Source organism: Burkholderia sp. JP2-270 (assembly GCF_003233675.1).
GTDB lineage: Bacteria > Pseudomonadota > Gammaproteobacteria > Burkholderiales > Burkholderiaceae > Burkholderia > Burkholderia pyrrocinia_C.
In genome coordinates, this window is sequence record NZ_CP029826.1 from 530,149 (window position 1) to 541,791 (window position 11,643).

The following is an 11,643-nucleotide window of genomic DNA, read 5'->3' on the forward strand; positions in this document are numbered from 1 at the left end:
CCGCGCGGGCCCGACCGAGCCCCGTTCACCCGTCAGGAACCGTCGCCATGAAAAAGCTTGTGAACCGCCCGTCCGACGTCGTGCGAGAAATGCTGGAAGGCATCGCGCGGCAGTCGCCGCATCTCGCGATCCTCGGCGACGAGCTCGTGCTCGTCCGCCAGCCGCTGCCCGAGCCGGCGCAACGGCCCGTCGCGATCCTCTCCGGCGGCGGCAGCGGCCACGAGCCCGCGCATGGCGGCTACGTCGGCGAAGGGATGCTGAGCGCGGCCGTGTGCGGCGAAGTCTTCACGTCGCCGTCCACCGACGCCGTGCTCGCCGCGATCCGCGCGAGCGCCGGCCCGAACGGCGCGCTGCTGATCGTGAAGAACTACACGGGCGACCGGCTCAATTTCGGGCTCGCCGCCGAACTCGCGCGGGCGGAAGGCATTCCGGTCGAGACCGTCATCGTCGCCGACGACGTGTCGCTGCGCAACCGTGTCGAGCGCGGTCAGCGGCGCGGGATCGCCGGCACCGTGCTGATCCACAAGCTCGCCGGCGCGGCCGCCGCGCGCGGGCTGCCGCTCGCCCGCGTCGCGGGAATCGCGCGCGACGCCGCGGCCGAGCTCGGCACGATGGGCGTCGCGCTCGACGGCTGCACGATCCCGGGCGCCGACAAGTCGGGCTTCAGCCTCGCCGATCACGAGATCGAGCTCGGCCTCGGCATCCACGGCGAGAAAGGCGTCGAACGCCGCGCGCCGCTGCCGGTCGACGCGCTGGTCGACACGCTGCTGTCAAGCATCGTCGCCGATCTCGTGCTCGACGGCGGCGAGCGCGTCGCGCTGTTCGTCAACGGTCTCGGCGCGACGCCGGACATGGAACTCGCGATCGTGCTGCGCGCCGCGTACGACAACCTGAGCCGGCGCGGCATCGTCGTCGCGCGCGTGTGGGCCGGCACGTTCCTGTCGGCGCTGAACATGCCCGGCTGCTCGATCTCGGTGCTGCGGCTTAACGAAGAACGCGCGGCGCTGCTCGACGCGCCGACGCAGGCGCGTGCATGGCCGGGCGGCGGTGCCGTGAATACGCACGTCCGCGTGGCCGCGGCCGACTCGCACGACGCGCCGCTGCCGCCGCTCGATGCGGCCGGCCGCGCGTGGGCCGCGCGCCTGCGGCCCGCGCTGCACGCGGTCGCGCAGACGCTGATCGATCACGAGCAGACGCTGACCGACCTCGATGCGGCAGCCGGCGACGGCGATCTCGGCGCGAGCATGCTGCGCGCCGCGCACGCGATTCTCGAACTGCCGGAAACCGTGTACGGCACGCCGGCCGGTGCGCTCGCGGCGCTCGGCGCCGCGTTGCGCCGTGCCATTGCCGGCAGTTCGGGACCGTTCTATGCGACCGCGCTGCTGCGCGCGTCGCGCCGGCTGGCCGATATCGCGGAGCCGTCGGCGCGCGACTGGGCCGCGGCGTTTCGCGGCGCGGTGGATTCGATCAGCGAACTCGGCGGCGCGCACGCCGGCGACCGGACGATGCTCGATGCGCTGGTGCCGGCCGCCGATGCATTCGACCGCGCGCTCGACGGCGATCGCGATCCCGCGAGCGCCTGGGCGGCGGCCGTCGAGGCCGCCGAACGCGGCGCGCAGCAAACGGCGCGCATGACGCCACGCGCCGGGCGTGCGAGCTATCTCGGCGAGCGTGCGATCGGCACGCCGGATGGGGGGGCCGTTGCGGTGTCGTACTGGGTGCGCGCGTTGCAGCCGCACGTGCGGTAAGCGCAAACGCGCCCGGGCGCGCCGTGCGCTACCTCGTCCGCCCGGGCAACAACGTCGCCGATGAATGGAGGGAACACAGCGCGTGCGCTATGCAACGGTCGCAGTAGCCTGCATCGTCAGCCAGCCATCCTGATCCTTCGCCCACAGCTCGATCGTCCGGCCGTCATCCGACGGCTTGCCGCACAGCGTAAACGGCTGCCCGTCGAAGGTCGGGCGCACCGCGCGGAACGCGAAGCTCGCGAGCGTCGCGTCGGGCCGTTCGCGATGCACGAGATCGACGAGCAGCATCGCGATCAGCGGGCCGTGCACGACGAGCCCCGGATAACCTTCTTCCTGCGTCACATAGCTGCGGTCGTAGTGGATGCGGTGACCGTTGAACGTCAGCGCCGAATAGCGGAACAGCATCACGGCGTCGGCGGTAACGATGCGCGACCACGTTTCGCCCGCGGGCGCCACGATGGGTTTCGACGCGAGCGCACCCGGCTGCGGCGCGTCGCGATAGACGATGTCGTGCTCTTCCTCGACGCACAGCTCGCCGTCGCACTCGATCCGGTGCTGCACCGTCACGAACACGAGCCGGCCGCCGCGGCCCGTCTTGTCCTCGATGTTCGCGATCGTCGATTCGCGCGTCGCGCTGCGCCCCGCGCACAGCGGCGCATGAAACGTCAGGCGGCCGCCGGCCCACATGCGGCGCGGCAGCGGCACGGGCGGCAGGAAGCCGCCGCGCTTCGGGTGGCCGTCGGGGCCGACTTCGGCCATCGGCGCGGCCGGCAGGAAGTAGAGCCAGTGCCACAGCGGCGGCACGACATCGCCGGGCGACGGGCGGTCGAGCGTGGCAGCCAGCGCGTTCAGCGGGAATGCGGTGATGTCGTCGCCGAGCGTTTCGGTCTTGCCGAGCCACGCGTCGATCGACGCCGCGTCGGCGGGCTGGGAGGATGAGGTCGGCACGTGTGAAGTCTCCGATGCGATTGCAATGGTCCTAATATGCGCGCCGCGCGCCGTTTCGCGAAGTCGACTTTCCCGAACCCTCGCTCCGAATTTTCCTGACGCGCAGCCCTGCCCGACGGATCTCGTCCGACTATTCAATATAGTCGCCGCACCTGCGCACGCGCCTCCCGGATACCCGCCTTACAGCTTGACCATCGCCGGCACGCCGCCTAAATTGCTTCAAACGGGCCGGCCGGGCTACCCGCGACATGACACGCGGGTGACAACAAACCGATAGTTTGCTATCGAATGTTTTTGCCCCTATCATCTCGCCCATGACCAATCTGCACGACCTCCGCCTCGCCGTCAGCAGCCTGCTCGTGCTGTCCGCGCGCAAGTGGCGCCGTACCAGCGACGGCGTGCTGAACGCGTACAACGTGTCCGAAGCCTGCGCGACGCCGCTGTTGATCGCCGGCCGCCTCGGCGAGAGCGTACGGCAGGGCACGCTCGCCGAACACGTCGGCATCGAAGGGCCGTCGCTCGTGCGCCTGCTCGACCAGCTGTGCGCGGCCGGCCTCGCGCGCCGTGACGAGGATCCGCACGATCGCCGCGCGAAAACGATCTCGCTGACGGCCGCCGGCCGCGCGGTCACCGCGAAGATGGAGGAAGACCTGCGCGTGCTGCGCGCACAGGTGCTCAAGGGCGTCACGCGCGCCGATCTCGAAACGACGCTGCGCGTGCTGAACGCCTTCAACGCGTCCGACGCGGCGCAGCCCGCGCCGCACCCGCCCCACGCCGCCGACTCCGCGTCATGACCTATCCGAGCCTTCGAGACTGGCTGTTCTCGGGCAAGACGTTCGCCGCGTCGATGCTGGCGCTGTACCTCGGCCTGTATTTCCAGCTGCCGCGCCCGTATTGGGCGATGGCGAGCGTCTACATCGTGTCGAACCCGTTCGTCGGCGCGACGCGCTCGAAGGCGCTGTATCGCGCGCTCGGCACCGCGCTCGGCGCGGCCGCCGCGATCTTCTTCGTGCCGCCGTTCGTCGAAACGCCGATCCTGTTCAGCATCATCGTCGCGACGTGGTGCGGCACGCTGCTCTACCTCGCGATCTCCGACCGCACCGCACGCAGCTACGTGTTCATGCTCGCCGGTTATACGATGCCGCTGATCGCGCTGCCGACCGTGACCGATCCGTCCACGGTATTCGACGTCGCGATCGCGCGCACCGAGGAAATCGTGCTCGGCATCGTGTGCGCGAGCGTGGTCGGCAGCGCCGTGTTCCCGAACCGGCTCGCACCGACGCTGATCGAGCGCACCGACGCATGGTTCAAGGACGCCGCGTTCTACGGTCGCGAGACGTTGTCCGGGCATATCGCCGGCAAGGCGCTGTCCGCGTGCCGGCAGCGCCTCGCGATGACGATCACCGGCCTCGAATTCCTGCTGAGCCAGTTGGGTTACGACCATGCGCATCCAAGCATCCTCGCGCGGGCGCAGGCGCTCGCGGGCCGGATGCAGCTGTTCCTGCCGCTGATGTCGGCGCTCGCCGATCCGCTGATCGCGCTAATGCGCGACCTGCACGTACGCCCGCCCGCGCTCGACGCGCTGCTGGCCGACGCCGCGAAGTGGTTCGACGCGCCGCTGCCGGCCGTGAAATCCGGCACCGACGGCGACATGGCCCACGATCCGGTCGCGGATGATCTGCGCAAGCGCATCGCCGCGCTGCAGCCCGCCGACGGCGCGCTGACGAGCTGGGACGGCGCGCTGCTGTCGAATGCGCTGTGGCGGCTGCGCCAGGTCATCGACATCTGGCAGGACTGCCGCTCGCTGCGCGCGCTGATCGCGACCGAGTCGGGCGTCTGGCAGCCGCGCTACCGACACTGGCGGCTGGGTGGCACCGAACGCTTCTTCGATCGCGGGATGATGCTGTTCTCGACGCTGACCGTCGTGCTCGCGATCGTGTTCGCGTGCTGGCTGTGGATCTCGTCCGGCTGGCACGACGGCGCGGCCGCCGTCACGCTCGTGGCCGTGTCGTGCAGCTTCTTCGCCGCGCTCGACGAGCCCGCGCCGCTGGTGTTCAAGTTCTTCCTGTCGACGGCCGCGAGCGTCGTGTTCGCGGGCCTGTACCTGTTCGTCGTGCTGCCGCACGTGCACGACTTCGCGATGCTCGTGCTGATGTTCGCGGGCCCGTTCATCCTGATCGGCACGCTGCTGCCGCGCCCGCAGTTCAACATGGTGACGATGCTCGTCGCGGTGAACACGGCCACCTTCATCAGCATCCAGAGCGCATACGAAGCCGACTTCTTCGTGTTCCTGAACAGCAATCTCGCCGGCGTTGCCGGGCTGCTGTTCGCATACCTGTGGACACGCGCGACGCGGCCGTTCGGCGCGGAACTCGCAGTGCGGCGCCTGCTGCGCTCGGGCTGGGAAGACGTGGCGCGCTCCGCATCGACGCAGCCGCTCGACGACCAGCGCAACCACGCATCGCGGATGCTCGATCGCGTCACGCAACTGCTGCCGCGTCTCGGCGCATCCGACGACCACCGCCACCCGTCGATCGAAAGTTTCCGCGACCTGCGCATCGCACTGAACGCGCTCGACCTGCGCCGCTCGCGCCGCCGGCTGTCGGGCGACGTGCCCGACGCGATCGATCGCGTGCTGGCCGGCGTCACCGACCACTACGCGCGCTGCGCGGCCGCGAACACGCGCCAGCCCGCGCCGCCGGCGCTGCTCGCGTCGATCGACGATGCGCTGCACCGCGTGGCCGGCCGCAACCTGCCGGGCACCGCACCGGCCGACGGCGGCACGGCGCCCGCGGCGCCGGCCACGCCCGCCACGCACCGCCGGCTGCGCGACACGCTTCACGCGCTCGTCGGCCTGCGCCTGTCGCTTTATCCGGCCGCGGCCGCGCAAGCGCCGCAGGCACCGGACGGAGCACGCGCATGATCCGGCTTTCCAACCTGTCTTTCCGAGCGCGACCATGATCGGCGAAATCGACATCTTCGGCGTATTCGTGCCGGCTCCGCTCGTGCTGATGCTGATCGCCTACCTGATCAACATCGTCGTGCGCGCGGTGCTTGAGCGCGTCGGCTTCTACCGCCTCGTCTGGCACCGTTCGATCTTCGACCTCGGCATCTACGTGTTCGTGTTTGCCGCCGTCGTGATCGTTTCCCACCATCTCGTGGCTACCTAACGTGAAAAAATCCTGGCTCTCGGCAGGGCAAATCCTGCTCACCCTGATCGTCGTCGTCGTGGCCGGCCTCGTGCTGTGGCGGATCATCAACTACTACATGTTCTCGCCGTGGACGCGCGACGGGCACGTACGCGCCGACGTGATCCAGGTCGCACCGGACGTGTCGGGCCTCATCACGTCGGTACGGGTCGCCGACAACCAGGAGGTCAGGCGCGGCCAGGTGCTGTTCGTGATCGACCAGGCCCGCTACACGCTCGCGGAACGGCTCGCCGAAGCGACGCTCGCGCAGCGCCGCGCGACGCTCGCCCAGGCGAAGCGCGAATACGCGCGCAACCTGCAGCTCGGCAACCTCGTCGCGAGCGAGCAGGTCGAGGAAAGCCGCACGCGCGTCGAACAGGGCGAGGCCGCAGTCGCCGATGCGCAGGTGTCGCTCGACACCGCGAAGCTGAACCTGCAGCGCACGACGATCGTGAGCCCCGTCGACGGCTACCTGAACGACCGCGCGCCGCGCGTCGGCGAATACGTGCCGGCCGGCCGCGCGGTGCTGTCGGTCGTCGACCGCAATTCGTTCCGCGTCGACGGCTACTTCGAAGAAACCAAGCTGCGCGGCATTCATATCGGCCAGCCGGTCGACATCGTCGTGATGGGCGAGCCGCATGCGCTGCGCGGCCACGTGCAGAGCATCGTCGCCGCGATCGAGGACCGCGACCGCACGCAGGGCGCGAACCTGCTGCCGAACGTGAACCCGGCATTCAGCTGGGTGCGGCTGGCGCAGCGCGTACCGGTGCGCGTCGTGCTCGACGAGGTGCCAGACGACTTCCGGATGATCGCGGGCCGCACCGCGACGGTTTCGATGCGCGAAGCCGACACGCGCCGCCGCGACAACGCGAAGCCGGCAGCCGCCAGCGCGACGTCGGCAGTCACGCCGGTATCGACGGCTTCCGGTACGGCCGCAAGCACGGCGGGAGCATCGCGATGAAACGGCACGGTCTGCGCCTCGCGGCGGCGCTCGCGCCGCTCGCGCTCGCACTCGGCGCGTGCAAGTCCGTCGGTCCCGATTACAAGCTGCCGCAGCAGGCGTACGTGAACGCGCCGCTCGCGAACCACGCGCTCGACGACGCGAACGGCACGCTCGTATCACGTGACGCGGTGCCCGGCAACTGGTGGCAGCTATACGACGATCCCGTGCTCGACGAGCTCGTGCGCGGCGCGCTGAAGTCGAATACCGACCTGCGCGTCGCCGCAGCCAACCTCGCGCGCTCGCGCGCGGCGCTGGAAGTCGCGAACGAACAGGGCGGGTTCTCGGGCGGTGCTGAGGCGGCCGTGCAACGCGCACAGGAATCGGCTGAACAGTACCTGCTCGAAAACAAGCTGCCGGTCGTCAACGAAGGCGCGGTCGGTTTCAACGTGTCGTACGAGATCGACCTGTTCGGCAAGCTGCGGCGCGGCGTCGAAGCCGCGCGCGCGGACAGCGAGGCCGTCAGGGCGGCCGGCGACCTGGCGCGCATCACGGTCGTCGCCGACGTCGTGCGCGCGTACGTCGAATCGTGTTCGGCCGGCGACGAGCTGGCGATCGCGAAGCAGTCGCTCGCGCTGCAGAAGCAGCGCGTCGCGCTGTCGCAGCGGCTGCGCGATGCCGGGCGCGGCAACCAGACCGACGTGACGCGCGGCGTGACGCAGGTGCGCACGCTCGCCGCCGACATCCCGCGCTTCGAAGGCCGCCGCAAGGTCGCGCAATACCAGCTCGCCGCGCTGCTCGCGCGCACGCCGGCCGACCTGCCGAAGGCCGTCGCCGAATGCGAACACCTGCCGAAGCTGCGCCAGCCGATTCCGATCGGCGACGGCGCCGCGCTGCTGCGCCGCCGCCCCGACGTTCGCGAAGCCGAGCGGCAGCTCGCCGCCGCAACCGCTCGAATCGGCGTGGCGACCGCCGCGCTGTACCCGTCGGTCAGCATCGGCGCGTCGGCCGGCTCGGTCGGCCTCGCCGCCGACCTGTTTTCGTCCACGACCAATCGCTGGTCGTTCGGACCGCTGATCAGCTGGTCGTTCCCCGTCAACGGCCAGCGTGCGCGTGTACGTGAAGCCGAGGCTGCGACGGGCGGCGCGCTCGCGCACTTCGATGGTGTCGTGCTGAACGCGCTGCGCGAAACGCAGTCGAGCCTCGCGACCTATGCCGCCGACGTGCAGCGCACCGATGCGCTGCGCACGGCCTACGAATCGGCGCGCCATTCCGCCGACGAAACGCACCGGCTCTATACGGCCGGCCGCGAGTCGTTCCTCTCCGACCTTGACGCGACGCGCACGCTGACGAGCGTGCAAGCGCAGGTCGCGGCGGCCGAAGGGCAGGTCGCCGCCGATCAGGTGCGGCTGTTCCTCGCGCTTGGCGGCGGATGGGACAGCGACAACGCGGCGACCGCACGGGATGCCCGGCCCGCCACCGCGCGTGCCGCCTCTGCCGCGTCGCCCCCCGCGGCGACCGAGTAATGGCTCAAGCGCCATAGGCCTCGGTATATGGCGCCGGCTTCGTGAAGCGCCTTGCGCAAAGGGGTTTCCTGATTCGCGGCATAGCATCCGGAGAACGACGGGGCGCTCGCGTTGACGGTAAACTGCGCGGTGCACTTCCATTCATCTTCCGCTGCCGCTCCGGCAGCGGCATCCCCTCGGAGAGTCATCATGCGAACCAGCGCCCGCAACCATTTCGCCGGCCGGATCAGCGCCGTCAAGCCCGGTGCCGTCAACGACGAGATCACGCTCCGCACGCAGGACGGCCTCGACATCGTCGCCGTGATCACTCACGGCAGCGCGGCTTCGCTGGGCCTCGCGGCCGGCACGCAGGCGTTCGCGCTCGTCAAGGCATCGTCGGTCATCGTGATGGTCGACGTCGACAGCAGCAAGGTGTCTGCCCGCAACTGCGTCGCGGGCACCGTATCGTCGGTCGCGAAGGGTGCGGTCAATTCGGAAGTCGTGATCCAGGCCGCAGGCGGCGCCGAAATCGTCGCGATCGTCACCAACGACAGCGTCGATCGTCTCGGGCTCGCGAGCGGCACGGCCGCGTCCGCGATCTTCAAGGCATCGAGCGTGATCGTCGGCGTCGAGTGATCGCGTGACGAGTGCGATCGCGATCCGGTTTGCGCCGCTCATTCGCGCGGGTCGCATCACCGGGCTGTCACGCAGGTGCGCACGATGACCGCCGCACACGATCGCACCGAACCGTCCTCCCAGGAACGTGCGTTACAGTCGCTGGTGCTCGCGGCGGCCAACGCCGATACGCCCGACGTACGCCTGTTCGGCGCCCTCGTTGCGGCACGCGCGCGCCGCAACGAACTCGCGCTGCTCGGCCTGTCTCATGATCAACTGGCCGGGCTGCTTGCCCGGCGGTTTCCGCACCTGCCTTGCGTCGATGCCGCCGCACTCGTATCGATGGTTGCAATCGCGCTGCTGCCATCCGCCCATGCGGCATTCGTCGCGACGCTGCACGCGCGGCTGATGGACGACGCGAATCCCGCCGCCGCCCGCGACGACGCCGACTGCCTCGCGTCGATCATCGCGCATGCGTGCCTGCGCCCCGATCATCTGTGGCGCGATCTCGGGCTCGACGGACGCGACGCCGTATCGGCGATGCTCGATTGCTATTTCCCCGCGCTCGCCGCGCGCAACGTCGCTCACCTGCGCTGGAAAAAATTCCTCGCCCAGGAAGTGGCGGCATCGCTCGGCATGCCGCCGGGGCCCGCCCCCGGATGCCCGGGCTGCAAAGATTTCGGCTTCTGCTTTCCTCACGCGCGATAACCGCAGCGGCGGCTGCGCTGCCCGCGCGTTTCGTCGCATCGCCCACCGGAGAATCCGCCTTGACCGACATTGCGAGCCCCAACCTGCCGTCGCGTGATTTCGAAACCACGTCCCGCTTCTATGAAAAACTGGGGTTCGTCGAAACGTGGCGCGACGACGGCTGGATGATCCTCAAACGCGGCAACCTGTTGCTGGAATTCTTTCCGCACCCCGAACTCGATCCGGCCGCGAGCTGGTTCAGTTGCTGCTTCCGGCTCGCGGATGTAGGCGCATTCTTCGACGACGTGCTCGCAGCCGGCATTCCGGAGCAAAGGACCGGCTGGCCGCGTGCGCACCGGCCGACACGCGAAGCGTGGGGCGGCACGGTCGGCGCACTGATCGATCCGGACGGTTCGCTGATCCGGTTGATCCAGACGGAAGACTAGGTTCGCAACCACTGTCGCTGCCGCGATCGAGCGGCGATGGAAATGCACGGGCGCACGATTCGATGCATCCCCCATAAACGGCCACCTTGCGATACGCATCGCATGCGTCGTGGCCGTTCGCCGCTTACGACGCAGTCAATGCCGATGCCTGTGATGAATGTCCGGGAAATGCGCGTGACTATGCGTGATCGGCAGATGCACATGCGGATGCGTGTGCGGTTCGTCGCCGTCGTACGGAAAGTCGTGCGTATGCTGGTGATGTTCGTCGTGCCGATGCCGGTGCGTATGCTCGAGCCGCTCGTGCGCATGCGTGTGTTCGTGCCGTTCGCGCACATGCAGCCAGATGCCGAGCGCCATCAGCGCGGTGGCGATCCAGAACGTCGCTGGCGGCAGCGCGGGCCAGATCAACAGCGACAGCACCACGCCGAACAGCGGCGCGATTGAAAAATACGCACCCGTGCGTGCGCTGCCGAGATGACGCAGCGCAACGACGAACAGCACGAGGCTGATCCCGTAGCCGCCGAGCCCCGTCAGCATCGCGGCGGCGGTGATCGGTCCGGCGGGCAGCGTTGCACCGGTCGCCAGCGCGATGGCGATGTTCACGGGCCCGGCGATCAGCCCTTTCGCGCATGCGATGACCATCGCGTCGTTCGCGGCGACCTTGCGGGTCAGGTTGTTGTCGATCGCCCAGCACAGGCATGCGCCGACGATCAGCAGCGCGCCGACCGGCACGCCGGCCCGGCCCGGCGTCCACGACAGCAGCGCGCCGCCCGCAACGATCGCGACCATTCCGAGGAACACCTGCACATCCACGTTCTCGCGAAACACGACCCACGCGATGACGGCCGTCAGCACGCCTTCGAGATTGAGCAGCAGCGCGCTCGTCGCAGCCGGCGTGCTCGACAGCCCGAGCATCAGCAACGCCGGGCCGGCCACGCCGCCAGCCGCGATCGCACCGGCCAGCCACGGCAGGTCGGCGCGCTGCAGCGGCGCGGCATCCGCGGCCGGTGCACGACGGTTGTGCAACCGGCGCAGCACGATCCCGATGCCGAGCCCGACGCCGCTGCCGAGATAGAACAGGCCGGCGACCATGAACGGCGACATTGCGCCGATCAGCGCCTTGGCGAGGGGTGTCGCGGCGCCGAACAACGCGGCCGCGGTGAGCGCGACGAGCATCGCGGAATGTCTCGGGTTCATGATCTGGGTTGAATTGACGTAAAAAACGGTGGCCGAGGCGTCGGGTCGGTTCGTGTCGGTGCAAGCCTCCCGCACCTTTCGAAATGCAAGCCACATCGCGCTGAACAACCTGCGCATGGCGTCACGATCCAGCCGGGATTATCGCGCGTCGTCATGTCACGATGGCCGGGCGGGGTCATTCACATGCCGATCGACGATCCCGATATCACTATTTTAGGAAACCGAATTATGTGACTGAAGTGCCATCGCAATCAGGCATGCGTACTATCCATGCGCAAACTTCGAAGTCGAAGCATCGCAGATGCAGCGCCGATTGACGGAATCCGTTCGTCCGGTTGCGTTGCCGGTCTGACGTCGCAGCGGGAGTGC

General features: G+C 69.1%; 11 protein-coding genes. 9 read left to right on the top strand and 2 right to left on the bottom strand.

Features of this window, described 5'->3' with window-relative positions; genetic code table 11:
* The first annotated feature begins 47 nt into the window (after positions 1 to 47).
* Positions 48 to 1,748 (top strand): dihydroxyacetone kinase family protein, encoded by a 1,701-nt coding sequence (locus DM992_RS35060; protein ID WP_111020850.1) that lies wholly within the window; start codon positions 48 to 50, stop codon positions 1,746 to 1,748.
* An 87-nt stretch (positions 1,749 to 1,835) separates the two neighbouring features.
* On the opposite strand, the gene DM992_RS35065 is transcribed toward DM992_RS35060, so the two are convergent.
* Positions 1,836 to 2,696 carry a MaoC family dehydratase N-terminal domain-containing protein gene (locus DM992_RS35065; protein WP_111020851.1) on the bottom strand — a complete coding sequence of 287 codons (861 nt, stop codon included), beginning with the start codon at positions 2,694 to 2,696 and terminating at the stop codon, positions 1,836 to 1,838.
* Positions 2,697 to 3,010: 314 nt separating this feature from the next.
* On the opposite strand from DM992_RS35065, the gene DM992_RS35070 reads away from it, so the two are divergent.
* The 8 genes from DM992_RS35070 (at position 3,011) to DM992_RS35105 (ending at position 10,077) form a co-directional block, all read left to right on the top strand.
* Complete coding sequence (locus DM992_RS35070; protein WP_111020852.1) at positions 3,011 to 3,490, top strand: MarR family transcriptional regulator; 480 nt, start codon at positions 3,011 to 3,013, stop codon at positions 3,488 to 3,490.
* Positions 3,487 to 5,619, top strand: a complete 2,133-nt coding sequence (locus DM992_RS35075; protein WP_111020853.1) for an FUSC family protein — start codon at positions 3,487 to 3,489, stop codon at positions 5,617 to 5,619. Before DM992_RS35070 ends, DM992_RS35075 begins: the two co-directional genes overlap by 4 nt.
* Positions 5,620 to 5,653: 34 nt before the next feature.
* The gene (locus DM992_RS35080; protein ID WP_011350409.1) at positions 5,654 to 5,866 is read left to right on the top strand and encodes a DUF1656 domain-containing protein; all 213 of its coding nucleotides are present in this window, start codon (positions 5,654 to 5,656) and stop codon (positions 5,864 to 5,866) included.
* A gap of 1 nt (position 5,867) precedes the next feature.
* Positions 5,868 to 6,845 carry an HlyD family secretion protein gene (locus DM992_RS35085; RefSeq protein ID WP_111020854.1) on the top strand — a complete coding sequence of 326 codons (978 nt, stop codon included), beginning with the start codon at positions 5,868 to 5,870 and terminating at the stop codon, positions 6,843 to 6,845.
* Entirely contained in the window at positions 6,842 to 8,350 is a 1,509-nt protein-coding gene (locus DM992_RS35090; protein WP_111020855.1) for an efflux transporter outer membrane subunit, read from the top strand. The genes DM992_RS35085 and DM992_RS35090 overlap by 4 nt, the downstream gene beginning before the upstream one ends.
* 189 nt (positions 8,351 to 8,539) lie before the next feature.
* A complete protein-coding gene (locus DM992_RS35095) occupies positions 8,540 to 8,965 on the top strand; it encodes a TOBE domain-containing protein (RefSeq protein ID WP_111020856.1) in 426 nt (141 codons plus the stop codon).
* An 84-nt stretch (positions 8,966 to 9,049) separates the two neighbouring features.
* A complete protein-coding gene (locus DM992_RS35100; protein ID WP_111021604.1) occupies positions 9,050 to 9,652 on the top strand; it encodes a nitrogen fixation protein NifQ in 603 nt (200 codons plus the stop codon).
* Between the two features lie 59 nt (positions 9,653 to 9,711).
* Positions 9,712 to 10,077, top strand: a complete 366-nt coding sequence (locus DM992_RS35105) for a bleomycin resistance protein (RefSeq protein ID WP_111020857.1) — start codon at positions 9,712 to 9,714, stop codon at positions 10,075 to 10,077.
* Positions 10,078 to 10,212: 135 nt separating this feature from the next.
* On the opposite strand, the gene DM992_RS35110 is transcribed toward DM992_RS35105, so the two are convergent.
* Positions 10,213 to 11,274 (bottom strand): DMT family transporter, encoded by a 1,062-nt coding sequence (locus tag DM992_RS35110; RefSeq protein WP_111020858.1) that lies wholly within the window; start codon positions 11,272 to 11,274, stop codon positions 10,213 to 10,215.
* Positions 11,275 to 11,643: the final 369 nt, after the last annotated feature.

Excerpts from the sequence above, each read along its gene's own strand:
- DM992_RS35060 (WP_111020850.1), top strand. The coding sequence starts at position 48 with ATGAAAAAGCTTGTGAACCGCCCGTCCGACGTCGTGCGAGAAATGCTG.
- DM992_RS35075 (WP_111020853.1), top strand. The coding sequence starts at position 3,487 with ATGACCTATCCGAGCCTTCGAGACTGGCTGTTCTCGGGCAAGACGTTC.
- DM992_RS35095 (WP_111020856.1), top strand. The coding sequence starts at position 8,540 with ATGCGAACCAGCGCCCGCAACCATTTCGCCGGCCGGATCAGCGCCGTC.
- DM992_RS35070 (WP_111020852.1), top strand. The coding sequence starts at position 3,011 with ATGACCAATCTGCACGACCTCCGCCTCGCCGTCAGCAGCCTGCTCGTG.
- DM992_RS35090 (WP_111020855.1), top strand. The coding sequence starts at position 6,842 with ATGAAACGGCACGGTCTGCGCCTCGCGGCGGCGCTCGCGCCGCTCGCG.
- DM992_RS35110 (WP_111020858.1), bottom strand. The coding sequence starts at position 11,274 with ATGAACCCGAGACATTCCGCGATGCTCGTCGCGCTCACCGCGGCCGCG.
- DM992_RS35080 (WP_011350409.1), top strand. The coding sequence starts at position 5,654 with ATGATCGGCGAAATCGACATCTTCGGCGTATTCGTGCCGGCTCCGCTC.
- DM992_RS35100 (WP_111021604.1), top strand. The coding sequence starts at position 9,050 with ATGACCGCCGCACACGATCGCACCGAACCGTCCTCCCAGGAACGTGCG.